Raw genomic sequence first — 18,608 nt, forward strand, 5'->3', positions numbered from 1 at the left:
CTGCTAGAACCATGGCATCAAGGCATCAGGCCGAATGGCCAAATCAGGGAGAGAAATCCGTGCTGAAGACCAGATTTACGGAAATGTTCGGGGTCGAACACCCCATCGTTCAGGGCGGCATGCAGTGGGTCGGCCGCGCGACGCTCGTTTCGGCTGTCGCGAATGCGGGCGCTCTCGGCTTCATCACCGCGCTCACGCAGCCGACGCCGGAAGATCTCGTGAAGGAGATCAAGAAGTGCCGCGAGATGACGGACAAGACCTTCGGCGTCAACCTGACCATTCTTCCGGCGCTGAAGCCGCCGCCCTACGCCGAGTATCGCCAGGCGATCATCGAAAGCGGCATCAAGGTCGTCGAGACTGCGGGCTACAAGCCGCAGGAACATGTCGATGACTTCAAGAAGCACGGCATCAAGGTCATCCATAAGTGCACGGCGGTCCGTCATGCGCTTTCCGCAGAGCGCATGGGCGTTGACGCGGTCTCGATCGACGGCTTCGAATGCGCGGGCCATCCGGGTGAAGACGACATTCCGGGCCTGATCCTCATCGCGGCTGCCGCCGACAAGGTGAAGATCCCGCTCGTCGCCTCGGGTGGCATCGCGGATGCGCGCGGCCTCGTCGCGGCGCTGGCGCTGGGCGCCGAAGGCGTCAACATGGGCACGCGCTTCATGTGCACGGTCGAAAGCCCCATTCACCAGAAGGTGAAGGAGCAGATCGTCGCCAATGACGAACGCGCCACCGACCTCATCTTCCGTACGCTGCACAACACGGCGCGCGTGGCGAAGAATGCGGTGAGCCAGGAAGTCGTTGCCATCGAGAAGAAGGGCGGCGCGAAGATCGAGGACATCGCGCATCTCGTTTCCGGCGCGCGCGGCAAGGTCGTCTACGAGCAGGGCGATCCGGACTACGGCATCTGGTCGGCCGGCATGGTGCAGGGCCTGATCCACGACATTCCGACGGTGAAGGACCTCGTGGCCCGCATCGTTTCGGAAGCCGAAGGCATCATCTCCACGCGCCTCAACCGCATGGCGGGCCTCTCGGTGGCACGCGCCGCCGAGTAAGGATAAGGAATTTAACCGTCATGCCGGACTTGATCCGGCATCCATCTTTGCCGAGTGTGCAGCATTAAGGTGGACCCCGGCTCAAGGCCGGGGTGACCGGGAGATGAATGAAGTCCGCGCCGGAGACGGCGCGGGCTTTTTCATGTGCGCTCTTTCCTGACGACGCGCAGCAAGCCGCCTTCGTCGAGGATTGCGATTTCGCGATAGCCGAGTCTGACGAGACCTGCCTCCTCGAACTCGCGCAAAATGCCGTTGATCGTCTTTCGCGAAAGACCGGTCAGTTCGGCGAGTTCGTCCTGCCGGATCGGCAGCGTGACGGTGCCGCCGATCTTGCCCCAGTTCATCGCATAGCCGTAGAGACGGGCGGCGAGGCGTGCGCGAGGGCTCAGCCGGGCGCGCTCCGCAATGATCTTGACCGCCCAGATAAGCTGTTCGGTGGCAAGTTCCGCGAAGTGAATCCACAGCGATGGCTGCTCGCGGGCGATGGCCGCGAGTGCGTGTTGCGGCACGAAGATGATTTCCGACCGTTCACGGGCAATGGCCGTCGCGACGCGGTGGCCGCCGAGGATCTGCGCCGCATATCCGAAGATCGTCCCGGGGCCCGAGATGTTCACGGGCACGTTCTCGCCATTGTCGAGCGCGACGAGGGTGGTGACCGATCCGCTCAGGACGCCATAGAGGCCGCGCGCCTCGTCGCCCTTGTCATAGAGCCAGTGCCCTGCCTCGACGGTCGAAACCTGGGCGCGCTCGATCAACTGCCGGCGAAGCTCCGCGGGCCGGCGGCTGAACCATGCGTTGTGGTTCAAGACGCTGGCTACACGCTCATGCGGGCTGGCAGGTCCGGCCATCGGGGCCCTCAAGATTGTTACCTCGGTAACATTCTTCTCCGAATGCAGCCCTATTCTCAAGCCCAATGAGGGTGACTTTCGGGAGGAGGAAGCAATGGCGACACCGGTTGTGAGGAAGCTGACGGCGGGCTGCGGCGCGGAAGTGCTGGGCATCGATCTCGCGCATCTCAGCAATAGCGAGATGGAACTCGTGCGGCAGGCCTATGTGGACCATGGCGTGATCTTCTTCCGCGATCAGAAGCTGACGCCGGAAGAGCACATTGCCTTCGCGCGGCGCTGGGGCGAGATCGACATCAACAAGTTCTTTCCCGCCAATGGGCAATATCCTGAGATTGCCGAGGTGCGGAAGGAAAAGGACCAGAAAACCAATATCGGCGGCGGCTGGCACACGGATCATTCCTACGATCCGACGCCCGCCATGGGTTCGATTCTCGTTGCGCGCGAATTGCCGCAAGAAGGCGGCGACACGCTTTTCTCCAACATGTATGCCGCCTACGACGCGCTGTCCGACGGGCTGAAACAGACGCTCGCCAATCTCAAATCCGTGCATTCGAACGCGCTCGCCTTCGGCGCGGCGGGCTTTTACAAGAACAGCGATCAGGCAGGCGGTTTCAAGGGCGAGAGCCTCGTCGGCGAAGCGGCGCATCCCGTCGTCATCACGCATCCCTTGAGCGGGCGCAAGGCGCTCTATGTCAACCCGGCCTTCACGGCGCATTTCGAAGGTTGGACGCCATTGGAAAGCAGGCCGCTCCTTGACCTGCTCTATGCGCATGCGGTCCGCCCTGAATTCACCTGCCGCTTCCAGTGGCGCGACGGATCGGTCGCCTTCTGGGACAATCGCGCGACCTGGCATTACGCGGTGAACGACTATCACGGCGAGCGGCGTCTGTTGCATCGCATCACGATCGGCGGGTGCGCGCTCAACTGAGCCTGTTTTCTCCTCCGCCGCCGCATGGCAGACTTTAAGCCATGAAGAGCAAGCCGGACCAACCGGCAGCGGAGGAGGGACACATGGCTGAGGCAGCCGAGAAGACATCCATTCGCGTCGCGCCGAGGGCGGACGGCTTCGGCGCCGCGATCACCGGCGTCGATCTGCGCCAGCCGCTCGGCGCGGGCGTGGTGGCCGACATCCGCCGCGCCTGGCTCGCGCATCGCGTCGTCTGGTTTTCGGGCCAGCCGCTTTCGCTCGACGAACTGGAGCGCTTCACGCTGTCGATTGGAAACTGGGGGCGCACCGATTTCATCAAGCCGCTCGACGGCCATCCGAACGTGCTCGAACTCCGCCGCGAGCCCGATGAGCGTTCGTCCAATTTCGGCGCGGGCTGGCATTCCGATTATTCGTTTCAGCCGGAGCCACCTGCGGCGACGTTGCTTTTGTCGAAGATCACGCCGCCTGTCGGTGGCGACACGCTGTTCGCCGACATGTATGCGGCCTATGACGATCTTTCCGACGCGATGAAGAAGATGCTCGCGCCGCTCAATGCGGTTCACAGCGCGGCGCTTCCCTATTCGAAGGAAGGCTTCTACGCCAATGAAGGCAAGGCGCGGTCGATGACGATCATTCCGTCGGACGAAGCGAAGAAGACCGAGCTTCATCCCATCGTGCGGACGCATCCGGAGACGGGCCGCAAGAGCCTTTATGTCAATCGCGTCTACACGATCGGTATCGAAGGCATGACGAGGGATGAAGGCGAGGCGTTGATCGGCCTCCTCACGAAGCATTCGACGCAGGAGAAATATGTCTATCGCCATCACTGGCAGGTCGACATGCTGACCATGTGGGACAATCGCTGCGTCCAGCATTACGCCGATGGCGGCTATGACGGACACCGGCGGCTGATGTATCGCACGACGACGGCGGGCGACAGACCGCGCTGACTACCTCGTAAAAAGCAGCAGCAAAATCCCGCCGATCACAAGCAATATCCCGATGAGCTCGAGCCGCTCCGTCTTCTCGCGAAACAGGAAATGCGACGAGGCGAAGGTGAAGACGAGTTCGATTTGTCCGAGCGCGCGGACATAGGCGGCATTCTCGATGGTCATGGCGGTGAACCAGCCCATCGAGGCAAGCGACCCCGCGATGCCGACGAGTGAGCTGACTTTCCACGCCCGCGCGGTGCCGATGAGTTGGGACGGTTCGCGCCATGCGAGCCATGCCGTCATGGCGACGGTCTGGATCACGAGCACCACGACGAGCGTGAAGGCGGCGGGCATCAGGAAGTCGGCGCGACCGAGCGAGAGCGAGGCGGCGCGATAGGCGACTGCTGAAATGCCGAAGCCTGCGCCCGAGCCGAGGCCCATCAGCGTCGGACGCTCCGCGAATGAACGAACGAAATTCGCGAAGGTCAGATGCGATTTCGCTATCGAGATCGCAACGACGCCCGCGAGGCTTACAAGGATTGCGACGACGGCGCCGGAGCTTGGATGATCGCCTAGCACAATGATGCCAAAAAGGGCGGCCTGTACTGTCTCTGTCTTCGAATAGGTCGTGCCCACGGCGAAGTTCCGATAGGCAAAGAGCGCGACAAGCAGCGCCGTCGCCAGTATCTGTGCGAAACCGCCTATGGCGCAGTAGAGAAGGAACGTCCGGTTCGGCGTCGGGATGTCGTAGCCCGCAATCGCATGAAGGCCCCAGAAATAAGCGAGCGCGATGGGCAGTCCGAAGGCGAAGCGCACATAGGTTGCAGCGATGGCAGAGAGGTCGCCCGTCAGCTGCTTCTGCAGCGTCGAACGCATGTTCTGCAGAAAGGCTGCGGCAATGGTGAGGGGTATCCAGAGGGGCATGATGCATTGCGCGCGCTTTAACGCCGCGCCCACGTCTTCGCTTGCGATGCCCCATAAAGGAAGACGTGAATGGCCGGGTCAAGCCCGGCCATGACGTATTCGGATCGGGCGTGACCCAGCCGCCTCACATTGATCGCGCCGATCAATCCTCGATTGCCGCGTAAACGAGCTGCTGCATTTGAGGCCGCAGCGGGTAGGTGCTCGACGGCATGAGCTGCGTCATCAGGATGGCCACGAGTTCTTCTTCGGGGTCGATCCAGAAATAGGTCGAGGCGGCGCCGCCCCATGAATAGTTGCCGACCGAGCCGATGGACTGCGCTTCCGCGGGATCGAGGATCACCTGGAAGCCAAGGCCGAAGCCCGCGCCTTCCGCGGCGAGCTCGCCGAAGCTCGACAGGCTCATCTCCTTCATCGTGCGCCCGCCGGGCAGATGGTTGAGCCGCATGAATTCGAGCGTCTTGCGCGAGATGATGCGCGTGCCATCGAGTTCGCCGCCATTGAGACACATCTGGCAGAAGCGCCAATAGTCCGTCATGGTCGAGACGAGGCCGCCGCCACCGGAAAGGAAGGGCTTCGCCTTCACATAGGCGCTGGACTCGTCGCTCCGGTCGACGAGGCGCGTTTCACCCGTCTGCGCGTCCTTCTCGTAATTGGCCGTGAAGCGGTGGAGCTTTTCCTTCGGCACGGTGAAGCCCGTATCGACCATGCCGAGCGGCATGAATATCCGCGACTGAAGGAATTCATCGAGCGGCCGACCGGAAAGTACCTCGACCAGATAGCCGCAGACATCGGTGGCGACGGAATAGTTCCAGTACTCGCCGGGAGAGAAGAGAAGGGGGATATCGGCCAGACGCTCGATCATCTCCTTCAGTGTCATCTTGTCTTTTGCCAGACTGTCGATGCCTGCTCGTCGATAGAGCCGATCCACCGGATGCTGGTTCATGAAGTCATAGGTGAGGCCCGACGTGTGCGTGAGGAGATCGCGGATCGTCATCGGACGCGCCGGTTCCTTCGTCGCCCAGGCGGCATTTGTTCCGCCTGCCCAGACGCGGAGCTTCCTGAACTCTGGAATGTAGCGCGCGACTTCGTGGTTGAGCTGAAAGTGCCCCTCCTCGAAGAGCATCATCAACGCGACGCTCGTGATCGGCTTCGACATGGAGTAGATGCGGAAGATCGAGTCACGCTCCATGGGCGCACCCAGGTCGCGGTCGCGCTTGCCGATGCTCTCGAAATGGACAATCTGGCCACGCCGTGAAACGAGCGTTGAAAGGCCTGCGAGCTTGCCCTTGTCCACATAGGAGCCGAAATAATCAGGAATGGCGGCGAGGCGATCCGCATTGAGACCGACATCCTCGGGCCGAGCGAGCTTTGTGGCGATGTTCATAATCAATCCTCCCCGTTTGTTTTTCTTTTGTGGCAGCGTCAGCGGAAGCAGTTCGCGATTTCGCCGAGCCAGCGTCTGACGTTTTCCTTCTCCGTGGTGCCGGGCGCCTTTCCGTTGCGCACGAGAATGAGGTCGATATCGGGCGCAATGACTGTGAACTGGCCCTCATAGCCATTGGCCGAAAAGGAGCCTGGCCCGCCGAGTCCAAGCCACCAATGTGCGCCATAGGGGCCGTCGGGCGTCGTCTCCTGCTGCCATGTCGGTGTGCGGGCATAATCGACCCAACCCGGCGGCAGAATGCGCCTTCCGTCCCAGACGCCGCCGCGCATATAGAGCAGGCCGAAGCGCGCAAAGTCGCGCGGCGTCGAGAAGCAGAAGGACGAGCCGATGAATGTTCCGGCCTTGTCGAATTTCGGCCGCGGCGATTTCATGCCGATGGGATCGAAGAGACGCCCCCGCATGAACCGTTCGAAATCCGGGCCGAAGGCGTCAGCAGCCTGGGCAGCACAGCGGCTGACGATGTTCGTCGTTCCGCTCGCATAGGAATAGAAGGAGCCGGGCTTGTGCGCGAGAGGGAAGGAGGCGGCGAAATGCGCCACATCGTCCTTGCCCTTGCCCCAGAGCATCTCGACCACGTCGGAGGGACGATCGGGCGAATATTCCTCAATGAAGGCGAGGCCGCTCGACATGCGCAGAAGGAGATCGAGTGTGATCGCGCGGCGGGGATCGTCGGTCGCCTCGCGCCATTCACGGACATCGGCCGGCGCATGAATGTCGAGTTTGCCGTCGCCCACCAGAATCCCTACCAGCGCCTGCGTGATGCTTTTGGCTTCCGACCATGAGGGGCAGGTGACGTCGGGACCGAAATTGGGACCGTAGCGCTCATGGACCAGTCGCCCCTTGTGCACTGCGACGAAGGCGAAGGTCTCGCCGAAGTCCCCATGCTGATGGACGAAGGGCGCATCGACCAGCGCATCGAAGCGCGCACGATCCATGCCGGTCGGCAGGTTGCCAAGCGGCCATTCCTCGGTGGGCCAGGGCGTACCGGCGGGCTGCGGGGGAAGCGGCGGCAGGAATGTCATGCGTGGTCCGTCGAATGCGGTTGGGTTCGCTCAAAACTAACTGTTTTTTCGACATATGGGAAAGGTCCGGCAGGCACGCTAACCGTTGTGCTTGGCGGAGAGACCGCTATCCTCAATCCCAACAACCTGATGGGGAGAAGAGAATGGCGTTACCGCGGCTCCAGATCGAAGGCGAATGGTTCGAGGGCGAGGATGGCAGGACGCATATCCTGCGGGGCGTCAATCTAGGTGGCGATTGCAAGGTTCCCTTCACGCCAAACGGGCATACGAACATTCCGACCGACTTCTCCGATCACAGGACCGTTTCCTTTGTCGGCCGCCCGTTTCCGCTCGATGAGGCGGCGGAACATCTCGGCAGACTGAAGGCCTGGGGCTTCAATTGCATCCGCCTGCTGACGACGTGGGAGGCTGTCGAACACGCCGGACCGGGCATTCATGACGAAGCCTATCTCGACTATTTTGCCACGCTCTGCCGCATGGCGGACGCGCACGGGCTCTATGTCTTCATCGACTTCCATCAGGATGTATGGAGCCGCATGACCGGCGGCGACGGCGCGCCGGGATGGACCTTCGAGGCGGTTGGTCTCGACTTCACGAAGTTCCATGCGGCGGGCGCCGCGCATGTGATGCAATACAAATATGATTTCACGCGCGGCGGACGGCAGGAGGACCGCTATCCGACCATGACCTGGTCGCAGAATTACCGCTATCCGGCCAACGCGCTGATGTGGACGTTCTTCTTTGCGGGCAACACGTTTTGTCCGGATTTCAAGGTTGATGGCCGCAACGTGCAGGACTTCCTGCAGGATCATTATCTCGGCGCCATGGAGGCAGTGGCGCATCGCGTGAAGGGGCTGCCCAATGTGCTCGGCTTCGATTCACTCAACGAGCCGGGTTCGGGCTATGTCGAAAAGCATCTGAGCTATCGCCATATCGGCCCCAGCGAGATCGATGGAAGCGGGCCGCAGCCGGGTCTTGCCTGGTCGCCGCTGGATGGGCTCGCGGTCGCGCGCGGTCTTTCGCGCGACATACCGAATTTCCGGGTCGACAAGACATTGGGCAAGGTCGTTCGCGTGGACGACGAGCGCATCAATGCCGGCAAGGTTTCGATCTGGCGCGAGGGCGTGGAATGCCCCTTTGAAAAGGAAGGCGCCTATCGCATCAAGGGCGGCGGCGTCGAGGTCGTCGACGAATTCTTCTTCATGAAACGCGGTGGACACGCCGTCAGCATGGAACGCGATTTCATGTCGCCCTTCTTCCATCGCGTGGCGGAGCGCGTGCGCGCCATCGATCCCGATTGGCTGCTTTTTGCCGAGGTCGATCCCTGGCGTCTCGGCCATGGCTTTCCGAAGGATACGCCGCGCGGCACCGTCAATGCGAGCCATTGGTATGATGTAGGCACGCTGGTGACGAAGGAGTTCCGGATTCCCGAAACGCCCGACAAGATGCAGGCGCGGGAGGATTCCTATACGCGCAATCTCGCCTTCATCAAGAATCTGGGAAGCTCTCTCAATGAAGGTCTCGGCGCGCCGACGCTGATCGGCGAATTCGGCATTCCCTTCGATCTCGACCACGCCGCGGCCTACAAGGCATGGGCGACAGGCGATCATGGGTCGGGGCCGTGGCAGGAGCATATCGTCGCGCTCGATCTCATGTACAACGCCATGGATGCGCTGCTCATCTCCTCGACGCAATGGAACTACACGGCGTCGAACCGCAACGATCAGGCGGTGGGCGACGGCTGGAACCAGGAAGACCTTTCCATCTATTCCGCCGATCAGCGCGGATCGTCCAGCGACATCAACAGTGGCGGTCGCGCGCTCGAGGGATTTGTCAGGCCCTATGCGCGAACGACGGCGGGCCGTCCGCTGAAGATGAAGTTCAAGCGCGAGACGGGCGCATTCCGTTATGTCTATGAGGCGACGCGCGAGGGCGAGACCGAAATCTTCGTGCCGAGGCTTCAATATCCCAAGGGCTTCACGGTCGAGGTCGAAGGCGGTGCGGCGGTGCGTGACGACGCCAATCAGCGCCTGCTCGTGCGGGCGGATATGCCCGGCAAGGTGGGCGTCAGCATCGCGCGAATTGGTTAGCCGGTAAGCGAGGCCGATATTTCCTCGGCGGCAGCGCGCATGGGCGCGAGGTAGCGGCGCGCTGCCTCCTCGTCGCTCATTGCCGAGCCGAAATAGCGCATGGTGAGCGCCGCCACGACTTCGTCTCCCTGCATGACGGGGATGGCGAGACCGGTGGCCAGTTCGTCCGGCATTGGAACCGTCGAGGCGTAGCCGAGCCTGCGGATGCTCGCGATGAGCCGCGTGACCGCCTTGTCATCCTTCGCCATGGCGTTCATCGGCGCTTTCGACGCGCGTAAAACGGCCAGGATCGTCTGGCGCTCCGTCTCCGGACAGAAGGCGATATAGGCGCGGCCAAGCGCGGACAGGAGAATGGGCAGGCGCGCATCGAGATAATTTGGACCGGTGCCGAGCGGGCTTTTGTGAAGTGTGCCGGCGCGCACGATCATGGCGTCGCCGTCGAAGGTCGCGAGCGCGACGGGCCATTTATATTTCGCGGTCAGCGCGTGCATGATGGGCCGCGCCACCTCGACGACGCGGTCGGTATGCCGGAAGCCGTCGGACAGTTGGAGAACGCGATCGGTGAGGCCGTAGCCCGCGCGGCGTGAGACGCGGCGCACATATTTGCCGGCAATCAGGGTGTCGAGCAGGCGAACAAGCGTCGGTTTCGGCAGCGCGGTTCGCTGGTGAAGCCGCTCAAGCGTGGTCACCGTCTCCTCGTTGAGCACCTCGAGAATGCGCAGCGCCCGGAGGACGGGCTGTACAGGCTCCTTGTCCATGGGGCGATGATAATTCCGCATTGCGGAATTGCAAAACTTTGATCGCGCCTCGGCGGGCTCCTCGCGTCTAGTAATGGCCGGTTCCGACCGGAACGCCGAAATGGAGGAAGCGGAATGAAAAAGATCGCCTATTGGGGCGGCATGATCGTGCTGGGCATTGCGCTCGGCCTCGGATCGGCGCGCATGATGCTGGGGCTTGGCCAGCTCGATGGCGGCTACAGCGTTGGGCCCTGGAAGACAGGTACCGATTTCGGCAGCGCGAGTGCTGGCATGTATACGCGGGCGCGTGTCGCTCTTTACGGGCTTCTCGCGCTCGACAAGAAGGAAACGCTTTATTATACAGCGCAGACGGACGATTCAGGCGCGCCCTTGTCCGGCAACTGCACCTATGTGGTCGAAGGCAAGGATCTCGCCGCGCGCTGGTGGAGCGTGACGGCCTATGGCCCGGACAGCTTCCTCATTCCGAACGAAGCCAACATCTACTCATTCGCCAAGACGACCGTGAAGCGCGAGGCCGATGGGCATTACATCGTGCGCGTCTCGGCGGAGCGTCAGCAAGGCAACTGGCTGCCCGTCAAGGCGGGGGAAAGCTTCGACATGACGGCCCGCTTTTACAATCCGGATCAATCCGTCCAGGCCGCGCCGGGTTCGGCCAAACTTCCGCATATCGTGAAGGAGAGCTGCAAATGAAGCGTGTCCTGACATTCGTTGTCGGCGCCGCGATCGTGGCAGGCGCCGTTCATGTGGCAGTTGTCTGGGCGCTTCCCCGCGTTATCATGACGAAGGTGATGAGCGCGGTGGCGGGCGATGCGAAGGTGAACGAGTTCGCCGAGCTGCCGCTGGCGACCTCCGCCGCGCGGCGTGTCGTCCGGCCGAGCCCGGATCTCGCCTATTCGATCTGCATTCTCGATCTCTCGAAGGGGCCGGTGCGTGTGCAGGTGCCGCTGACCGAGCCCTATACCTCGGTCGCGCTCTATTCGTCGACGACGGATAATTACTTTGTGCGTAACGATCGCGACGCGAAGGGCAGGGAGCTCGACGTTGTCATCCTGCCCAAGGGCGCTTCCGCGCCAGCGGACGTTCCGACGGGTGCCGATGTTGTGACGGCGCCGACCGCAAAGGGGCTCGTGCTGGTGCGTCGCGTGGTCGAGAGCCCGGAGGCATTCCCGGCGCTCGATGAAGCCCGCAAGAGGGGGACCTGCGCTTCCCTTCATGGGTGAGCGCCGAACGGGGCCGCGGTCCGAGGAGGGAGCGCGGCCCCGGTTCGTTCAGGCCCGATCGCTGATCGCGAGCGCGAAAGAGAAGACGAGCGCGACTTCCTTCAGCCGCTCGAAACGGCCGGGTGCGCCGCCATGGCCCGCATCCATGTTGATGCGCAGCAGCGTCAGGTTTCCGTCAGTGCGCAGCGCGCGGAGCCTCGCCGCCCATTTGGCCGGCTCCCAATAGGTGACGCGCGGATCGGTGAGACCGCCAAGCGCCAGGATGTGCGGATAGGCCTGCGCCCGGACATTGTCGTAAGGCGAATAGGACGCCATGTATCTGTAGGCGTTCTCATCTTCGATGGGATTGCCCCATTCGTTCCATTCGGGCGGCGTCAAGGGCAGCGATGCGTCGAGCATCGTCGCCATGACATCGACAAAAGGCACTTCGGCGATGATGCCGTTGAAGAGGTCCGGCGCCATGTTGGCGACTGCGCCCATCAGCATGCCGCCTGCGCTGCCGCCATGGCCGACGATCCGGCCGCGCGAGGTGAAGCCTTCCTTCGCGAGATGCTCGCCGGCGGCGATGAAATCCGCGAAGGTGTTGCGCTTCTTCATGAGCTTGCCGTCGGAATACCAGCGATAGCCCTTTTCCATGCCGCCGCGAATATGAGCGATGGCGTAGACAAAGCCGCGATCGACAAGCGAAAGGGCCGTCACCGAAAATGAGGCGGGGATGCTGATCCCGTATGAGCCATAGCCATAGAGCAGGCATGGCGCGCTGCCGTCGAGCTTCGTCGTCCTGCGATAGAGCAGCGAGACGGGAACGAGTTCGCCGTCCGGCGCGGTGGCGAAGATCCGACGCGTAACATAGTCTGCGGGATTGTGGCCTGAGGGAACTTCCTGACGCTTCCGCAATGTGCGCTCGCGACTCTCCATGTCGTAGTCATAGACTTCGGCGGGCGTCGTCATGGAGTTGTAGGAAAAGCGTGTGCGTGTGGTGTCGTACTCGTAGCCAGCCGAAAGGTTGAGATCGTAGGCCTCCTCGTCGAAGCCGATTTCGTGTTCAGTGCCGTCGCCGAGGCGGCGGATGACGATCCGGCTCAGACCGTCGCGGCGTTCGAGCCGCGCGTGGTGGTTGCGATAGGCAACATGCGAAAGGACGAGCGTGCCGGGACGATGGGGCACGAAGTCGCGCCAGTTTGCGCGTTCAGGCGCGGCAGCGGGCGCTTCCATGAGCTTGAAGTCTTCTGCTTCTCCGAGATTGGTGAGAATGAGAAAGCGTTCCCGGTCGGCGTCATGCTCGATGTCGTATTCGACGCCATGCTCGCGAGCGGCGACGAGACGCGGCGGCGTTTCGGGCGCATCCGCCGGAATGAGGCGGATTTCGCTGGTCTGATGGTCATGCGTGTCGATGAGCAGGAAGCGGCCGCTCTGCGTCTTGCCGACGCCGACATAAAAGGCGTGGTCTTCTTCCTCATAGACGAGCGTGTCGTCCGTCGCGGACGTGCCGACGACATGGCGGAAGACCTTCAGCGGTCGGTGTTCTTCGTCCACATGCACGTAGAGGAAGCTCTTGCCCTTCGCATCCCAAGCGATGTCGCCCGATGTATCGGAAATCTCGTCGGCAAGGTCCTTTCCGCTCGCGGCGTCGCGGATGCGGATCGTGAAATATTCCGAGCCCTTGCGATCCGTCGACCAGGCAATGAGATCATGCGTCGGTGCGTGATCGACTTCGCCGATGCGGAAATAGGCTTCGCCTTCCGCTTCCTTGTTGCAGTCGAGAAGGACTTGCTCCGCGTCGTCCGCGTTGCGGCGGCAGAAGATCGGATGCTGCGAGCCTTGCGCGTAGCGGAGGTAATAGGCGAAAGGGCCATCGGGCGAGGGAACGGAGGAGTCTTCCTCCTTGATGCGGCCCTTCATCTCGGCGAAGAGCGTCGCCCGCAAATCCTCAAGCGGCGCGAGTGCTGCATCCGTGTAGTCGTTCTCGGCTTCGAGATAGGCGCGAATTTCGGGTGAGAGCGCGCCCGGGTCTCGCATGACGTCGCGCCAGTTCGGATCGCGCAGCCACGCATAATCGTCGGTGCGGGTAATCCCGTGATGCGTATCGGATTGCGCATGCCTTGCGGCGACCGGCGCGACGGCGGGAGGCGTGAGATTCATGTTCGTGTGTTTCTTTTATTTGTCACCCCGGGCTTGTCCCGGGGTCCAGGGGCCGCTTGCTCGGAGCGTGTTGCCCCTGGATCCCGGCACCAGGCCGGGATGACACTTTCAATTGAACTACGGCGCTTCCTGCTCGTCGTCGGGTTCGAAGTCGAGGGCGGTGCCGTTCATGCAGAAGCGCAGGCCGGTCGGGCGGGGGCCATCGGGGAAGACGTGACCGAGATGGGCTTCGCAGGTGGCGCAGCGCGCTTCGACGCGGCGCATACCGTGGGAGACGTCTTCAAGTTCTTCGATTGCCTCCGGTGCGATAGGCGCGAAGAAGCTCGGCCAGCCGGAGCCGCTTTCATATTTCGTTTCGGAGCGGAAAAGGGGCGTGCCGCAGGCGACGCAATGGAAGGTGCCCTTGCGGTGCTCGTCGAGCCAGGGGCCGGTGAAGGCGCGCTCGGTGCCGGCCTGCCGCGTCACCTGATATTGCTCGGGCGTCAGTTCCTTGCGCCATTCCGTGTCGCTCTTGACCACCTTGGGGCGGGACTTATCGGACATGGGGAACCTCCGCTGGGAGAAGAATGCCCGCGCCGCAGGACGCGGCGCGGGCGGAATCTCATTCGAAAATGAGGCTCAGCGTCTCGGCGACCATTGCCGGGCGCTCCTGGCCTTCGATCTCCATGGTCACCTCATTGGTGACCTGCCAGCCGCCGGCCTTGGGCTGGGCGTCCTTCAGCTTCACGCGGGCGCGGACCTTGGAGCCGACCGGCACCATCTGCGTGAAGCGCACCGCGTTCGAACCGTAGTTGATGCCACGGGTCGCGCTCTTGACGGTGCTGACCATGCCCATGAGGTAGGGGAGCAGCGACAGCGTCAGATAGCCATGCGCGATGGTGGGCATGCCCAGCTCTTTCTGGGTGCGCTCGGGATTGACGTGGATCCACTGATGGTCGCCCGTCGCTTCGGCGAACTTGTTGATCCGGTCCTGGTCGATCTGGACCCAATCGCTGACGCCGATTTCGTTGCCCTTCTCGGCGATGTATTCGGCGACTGTATTGAAGGTGCGCATGCGCTGTCTCCCGTTCGAATTATGGGGTATTCCGCAGGGGCCGGATGGCCGGTCCCGTTGGCGGGTAACCTAGCCGCGCATGGCCGCGCCGCCAACCGGGAATCGGAGGCCGCCTTCTTCAGAAGGACAGGCGCATGCGGACGCGGCGGTCGTCCTCGGAATCGGAGGTCAGGGCCTCCTCAAGCCAGCCCCAGGCCTCGCCTTCGGACACGATGACGATCTTCGAGCGCGGCCAACCAAGGGCTTCGAAGGCCCGGGCCACATTTGAGGCGCGCTTGCGGGCCAGCCGGGCATTGGCGGCCGCGTCGCCCGTCTTGCTCGACTTGCCGAATAGGCAGATTTGCCCCGCCTGTTTGCCGGTGGCAAGGCCATGAACATATTCGATCCGCTTCTGGCCGTCCGGCTTGATGCGGCTCGAATTGGTGTCGAAGTAGACGTAGTAGTCCTGGGTGAAGGCGCGGCCGGCGCCGGGATTGTTTCGGCAACGGCCGCCATAGGTCGAAACCTCGTCCGCCATGGCTGGCGTTGCCGCGAGCGGCGCGAGAAGGGCGAAGGCAATGGCGAGACCGGCAGCGGCGCGCGTCAGATTGGCGATGTTCATGGTTGCCCCCTTTCAGATTCGGGGCCCAAGTTAGCACATCGAACGGCGGAAACGATGCGGGCGGCCAGTGGCCGCCCGCAGGTCAGATCAGACGATCTTGGATTCCTTGTTGCCCCAGTAGCGGTCGCGGATGAGGCGCTTGTAGAGCTTGCCGGTCGGATGGCGCGGCAGCTGCTCTTCGAAGTCGACCGAGCGCGGGCACTTGATGGGCGACAGGTGCTGCTTGCAGAACTCCAGGAGCTCCGCTTCGAGCGCCGGGCCCGCATCGTTCCAGTCGACGGGCTGGACGACGGCCTTCACCTCTTCGCCGAAATCCTCATTGGGCACGCCGATGACCGCGACGTCCGCGACCTTCGGGTGGAGGACCAGCGTGTTCTCTGCTTCCTGCGGGTAGATATTGACGCCGCCGGAAATGATCATGAAGGCCTTGCGGTCGGTGAGGTAGAGATAGCCTTCCTCGTCGAGACGACCGATATCGCCCAGCGTCGACCAGCCCTTGGGATGGCGGCTCTCGGCGGTCTTCTTCGGGTCGTTGTGATATTCGAATTTGGTCTCGCTTTCGAAGTAGATGGTGCCTGCTTCGCCGATCGGAAGTTCATTGCCTTCGTCGTCGCAGATATGGACGATGGCGTTGAGCGCCTTACCGACGGAGCCCCTATGAGCGAGCCATTCCTGCGAGTTGAGCGCGCAGAAGCCGTTGCCTTCCGAACCTGCGTAATATTCGAAGATCACCGGGCCCCACCAGTCGATCATCTGCTGCTTGACCGGCACGGGGCAGGGAGCGGCGGCGTGAATCGCGACTTTCAGCGACGACACATCGTACTTCTTGCGGACGTCTTCCGGCATCTTCAGCATACGAACGAACATGGTCGGCACCCACTGGCTGTGCGTGACCTTGTACTTCTCGATGAGCTTCAGCGCTTCCTCGGCGTCGAAATGCTCCATCACGATCACGGTGCCGCCGAGACGCTGGGCGGTCATGCACCAGCGGAGCGGCGCGGCGTGATAGAGCGGCGCGGGCGAGAGGTAGATCGTGTTTTCGTCGAAGCCGTAGAGCAGCTGGGCGAGGCCGGCGAGAGCGTTCACCTCGTCGATGGGCCCACCGGTCAGCGGATGCTTCACGCCCTTCGGACGGCCTGTCGTGCCCGACGAATAGAGCATGTCGGTGCCGGCGGTCTGGTCGGCGATCGGCGTCGTCGGGAAGCCGGCGCGGGCGTCTTCATATTTCTCATAGCCGGGAACGTCGCCGCCGACGGCGAAGCAGCGCTCGACCTTGGGAATGAGCTTCTCGGCCACGAGTTGGGCGGCGACCGGCTCCAGAGCTTTCGAGACGAAGAGGAGGCGCGCGCCGCAATCGCCGACGATGTAGGCGACTTCGCTGGCCGTGAGGCGCGAGGGGACGCAGGTGAAATAGAGACCTGCGCGCTGGGCGGCCCAACAGATTTCAAAATAGCGGACGTTGTTGTCCATGAAGATGGCGATGGAGTCGCCCGTCTTCAGGCCAGCCGCGCGAAAGAGATGCGCAAGCTGGTTGGAGCGTTCGTCGAGTTCCTTGAAGGTCACGGTCTCGCCGGTCGCCGCCATGATGTAGGCGGGCTTCGACGGCGTCTTCTGCGCATGAATATAGGGATGCATTAGGGTCCTCTCCCGGGGCTCTGGACGGACAGAAACACATTCCGCCGAGCCGGACTTCGCTTTTATGTTGGTCCGTTGTTATATCTGGGCGGGACATTCGCCGCGCCACATCTTTTGCGTGAAAGTGAGCGCAAGATGACGCCCTCGTCAACTCATGTACGTTGACGCAGGGGCCGCGCGGCGCAAACGGCAAGAAATTCAGGCAATTTGCCATCAACAGGGAGAGGAAGCATGGCCTACGAGACAATCAAATACGAAGTGGCGGAAGGGATTCTGACCATTACGCTCAATCGCCCGGACAAGCTGAACGCCTTCACGGGCGAAATGATGTCCGAGCTGATCGACGCCTTCGACAAGGCGGATGCGGATGACAATGTCCGCGCGATCATCGTGACGGGCGAGGGCCGCGCCTTCTGCGCCGGCGCGGACCTCTCCGCGGGCGCCAAGACTTTCGACTATGCCCAGCGCGAAGATCGGCCCGACAAGTCGGCTTCGCCGATCCTGCCCAATGGCGAAATCGACTGGAGCCACCCCGCCGTGCGCGACGGCGGCGGTCGCGTGACGCTGCGTATTTTCGAATGCCTGAAGCCCGTCATCGCGGCAGTGAACGGACCGGCAGTCGGCATCGGCGTGACCATGCAGCTTGCCATGGATATCCGCCTTGCCTCGGAGAACGCGAAGTTCGGCTTCGTCTTCGCGCGCCGCGGCATCGTGCCGGAGGCCTGCTCGAGCTGGTTCCTGCCGCGCATCGTCGGCATCAGCCAGGCGCTCGAATGGACCTATACGGGCCGCGTGTTCGATGCGCAGGAAGCGCATGAGGGCCGTCTCGTGAAGAAGGTCTACAAGGCCGACGAGCTGCTCCCTGCTGCCCGCGCGCTCGCCCGCGAGATCGCCGACAACACGGCGCCAGTCTCCGTTGCGCTGACGCGCCAGATGCTATGGCGTATTTCGGCGCAGGATCATCCGATGGAAGCGCACAAGATCGACAGCCGCGCCATCTATGCGCGCGGCGCCTCGGCGGACGCCAAGGAAGGCGTCATGTCATTCCTCGAAAAGCGCCCGGCGACCTATCCGAACAAGGTGTCGACCGACATGCCGTCGTTCTTCCCCTGGTGGGACGAGCGCAAGTACAGCTGAGGCTGAGCATTCCGGGGTCTGTTCCTGCCGGTGCGGACCCCGGCCCCGCTCACGATACATTCGGCTTTCCGCCCGCCTTCTGCGGAAGAAGCAGTATGCAGCCGATAATGAAGGCGGCGAGAACGGCCGTTGCCGTATAGCGGCTGAAGGCGAGGCCGCCGTGCTCGATCGGCTTGTCGAGCAGATCGCCCACCGTCGCGCCGAGGGGGCGGGTCAGGATGAACGCCATCCAGAACAGCAGCGTATGTGAAATCCTGGTGAAGAAATACGCCGCCGCAATCAGCGCAAGCCCGGCGCCGAAGACAAGCGCGCCGCCTTCATAGCCGAGCCCGTTCGTGTCCGCCATCCAGTCGCCCAGCGCCGTGCCGAGCGTTTGCGAAAAGAGGATCGTCACCCAGTAGAAGATTTCGACCCTGGGCGAAACGATGGACGAAACCGACACCGATCCGGCGGCGCGATACCAGACGCCTAGCGACGCAATGAGCAGCGCCAGAAGGATCGACGATCCGCCCGCATAGCCGATGCCCAGCGAGCGGTCGGCGAAATCCGCCATTGTCGTGCCGGCCGTCGTGGTTGCGACGACCACCATCCAATAAAGGGTTGGATGAAATACCCTGGCTCTGATTTGAGCAATGACGGCGACGAAGAAGATGCCGATGAAGATGATGCTGCTGAGGGCATAGCCGAGATCGAGCGACATGGAGACGGCGTCGCCGCCCGTTTCGCCAAGCGTCGTCGCGGCGATCTTGATGATCCAGAAAACGAGCGTGACTGCCGGTACCTTGCTTGCGCCGTTGTCTTCAGCCTTCAGCATT

18 protein-coding genes are annotated in these 18,608 nt (G+C 62.6%); 7 read left to right on the forward strand and 11 right to left on the reverse strand.

Annotated elements, in window-relative coordinates:
• Positions 1 to 59 precede the first annotated feature (59 nt).
• Positions 60 to 1,058, forward strand: a complete 999-nt coding sequence (locus ABFC66_RS15070) for a nitronate monooxygenase family protein (RefSeq protein WP_346741788.1) — start codon at positions 60 to 62, stop codon at positions 1,056 to 1,058.
• Between the two features lie 140 nt (positions 1,059 to 1,198).
• Here the strand turns inward: ABFC66_RS15070 and ABFC66_RS15075 are convergent, their stop codons facing one another.
• A complete protein-coding gene (locus ABFC66_RS15075; RefSeq protein ID WP_346741789.1) occupies positions 1,199 to 1,906 on the reverse strand; it encodes a Crp/Fnr family transcriptional regulator in 708 nt (235 codons plus the stop codon).
• A 94-nt stretch (positions 1,907 to 2,000) separates the two neighbouring features.
• On the opposite strand from ABFC66_RS15075, the gene ABFC66_RS15080 reads away from it, so the two are divergent.
• The gene (locus ABFC66_RS15080) at positions 2,001 to 2,834 is read left to right on the forward strand and encodes a TauD/TfdA family dioxygenase (protein ID WP_346741790.1); all 834 of its coding nucleotides are present in this window, start codon (positions 2,001 to 2,003) and stop codon (positions 2,832 to 2,834) included.
• 83 nt (positions 2,835 to 2,917) lie between these two features.
• On the forward strand, positions 2,918 to 3,784 hold the full coding sequence (locus ABFC66_RS15085; RefSeq protein ID WP_346741791.1) for a TauD/TfdA family dioxygenase: 867 nt from the start codon (positions 2,918 to 2,920) through the stop codon (positions 3,782 to 3,784).
• Here ABFC66_RS15085 and ABFC66_RS15090 read toward each other — a convergent pair whose 3' ends face one another.
• The 3 genes from ABFC66_RS15090 to ABFC66_RS15100 form a co-directional block, all read right to left on the reverse strand.
• Complete coding sequence (locus tag ABFC66_RS15090) at positions 3,785 to 4,690, reverse strand: EamA family transporter (RefSeq protein WP_346741792.1); 906 nt, start codon at positions 4,688 to 4,690, stop codon at positions 3,785 to 3,787.
• 142 nt (positions 4,691 to 4,832) lie between these two features.
• On the reverse strand, positions 4,833 to 6,074 hold the full coding sequence (locus tag ABFC66_RS15095) for a serine hydrolase domain-containing protein (RefSeq protein WP_346741793.1): 1,242 nt from the start codon (positions 6,072 to 6,074) through the stop codon (positions 4,833 to 4,835).
• Between the two features lie 38 nt (positions 6,075 to 6,112).
• Complete coding sequence (locus ABFC66_RS15100; protein ID WP_346741794.1) at positions 6,113 to 7,156, reverse strand: serine hydrolase; 1,044 nt, start codon at positions 7,154 to 7,156, stop codon at positions 6,113 to 6,115.
• A 143-nt stretch (positions 7,157 to 7,299) separates the two neighbouring features.
• Here ABFC66_RS15100 and ABFC66_RS15105 point away from each other — a divergent pair, with 143 nt between their 5' ends.
• The gene (locus tag ABFC66_RS15105; RefSeq protein ID WP_346741795.1) at positions 7,300 to 9,246 is read left to right on the forward strand and encodes a cellulase family glycosylhydrolase; all 1,947 of its coding nucleotides are present in this window, start codon (positions 7,300 to 7,302) and stop codon (positions 9,244 to 9,246) included.
• Here the strand turns inward: ABFC66_RS15105 and ABFC66_RS15110 are convergent.
• Positions 9,243 to 10,004, reverse strand: coding sequence for a DNA-binding transcriptional regulator (locus ABFC66_RS15110; RefSeq protein ID WP_346741796.1), 762 nt, complete (start codon positions 10,002 to 10,004; stop codon positions 9,243 to 9,245). The two genes, ABFC66_RS15105 and ABFC66_RS15110, sit on opposite strands and share 4 nt — an antisense overlap.
• 114 nt (positions 10,005 to 10,118) lie before the next feature.
• Here ABFC66_RS15110 and ABFC66_RS15115 point away from each other — a divergent pair, with 114 nt between their 5' ends.
• On the forward strand, positions 10,119 to 10,694 hold the full coding sequence (locus ABFC66_RS15115) for a DUF1214 domain-containing protein (RefSeq protein ID WP_346741797.1): 576 nt from the start codon (positions 10,119 to 10,121) through the stop codon (positions 10,692 to 10,694).
• Positions 10,691 to 11,224 (forward strand): DUF1254 domain-containing protein, encoded by a 534-nt coding sequence (locus ABFC66_RS15120; protein ID WP_346741798.1) that lies wholly within the window; start codon positions 10,691 to 10,693, stop codon positions 11,222 to 11,224. The genes ABFC66_RS15115 and ABFC66_RS15120 overlap by 4 nt, the downstream gene beginning before the upstream one ends.
• A 48-nt stretch (positions 11,225 to 11,272) precedes the next feature.
• Here ABFC66_RS15120 and ABFC66_RS15125 read toward each other — a convergent pair whose 3' ends face one another.
• The 5 genes from ABFC66_RS15125 to ABFC66_RS15145 form a co-directional block, all read right to left on the reverse strand.
• Positions 11,273 to 13,366, reverse strand: coding sequence for a S9 family peptidase (locus ABFC66_RS15125; protein ID WP_346741799.1), 2,094 nt, complete (start codon positions 13,364 to 13,366; stop codon positions 11,273 to 11,275).
• Positions 13,367 to 13,483: 117 nt separating this feature from the next.
• A complete protein-coding gene (msrB, locus tag ABFC66_RS15130; protein ID WP_346741800.1) occupies positions 13,484 to 13,909 on the reverse strand; it encodes a peptide-methionine (R)-S-oxide reductase MsrB in 426 nt (141 codons plus the stop codon).
• A 58-nt stretch (positions 13,910 to 13,967) separates the two neighbouring features.
• On the reverse strand, positions 13,968 to 14,420 hold the full coding sequence (locus tag ABFC66_RS15135) for a MaoC family dehydratase (protein WP_346741801.1): 453 nt from the start codon (positions 14,418 to 14,420) through the stop codon (positions 13,968 to 13,970).
• A 118-nt stretch (positions 14,421 to 14,538) separates the two neighbouring features.
• On the reverse strand, positions 14,539 to 15,021 hold the full coding sequence (locus ABFC66_RS15140; RefSeq protein WP_346741802.1) for an OmpA family protein: 483 nt from the start codon (positions 15,019 to 15,021) through the stop codon (positions 14,539 to 14,541).
• An 87-nt stretch (positions 15,022 to 15,108) separates the two neighbouring features.
• Positions 15,109 to 16,656 (reverse strand): AMP-binding protein, encoded by a 1,548-nt coding sequence (locus ABFC66_RS15145; protein WP_346741803.1) that lies wholly within the window; start codon positions 16,654 to 16,656, stop codon positions 15,109 to 15,111.
• A gap of 231 nt (positions 16,657 to 16,887) precedes the next feature.
• Here ABFC66_RS15145 and ABFC66_RS15150 point away from each other — a divergent pair, with 231 nt between their 5' ends.
• A complete protein-coding gene (locus ABFC66_RS15150; RefSeq protein ID WP_346741804.1) occupies positions 16,888 to 17,793 on the forward strand; it encodes a crotonase/enoyl-CoA hydratase family protein in 906 nt (301 codons plus the stop codon).
• A gap of 49 nt (positions 17,794 to 17,842) precedes the next feature.
• Here ABFC66_RS15150 and ABFC66_RS15155 read toward each other — a convergent pair whose 3' ends face one another.
• Positions 17,843 to 18,607 (reverse strand): hypothetical protein, encoded by a 765-nt coding sequence (locus ABFC66_RS15155; RefSeq protein WP_346741805.1) that lies wholly within the window; start codon positions 18,605 to 18,607, stop codon positions 17,843 to 17,845.
• Position 18,608 lies beyond the last annotated feature (1 nt).

The sequence above is a fragment of the Parvibaculum sp. genome (assembly GCF_039680535.1).
Taxonomy (GTDB): Bacteria; Pseudomonadota; Alphaproteobacteria; order Parvibaculales; family Parvibaculaceae; genus Parvibaculum.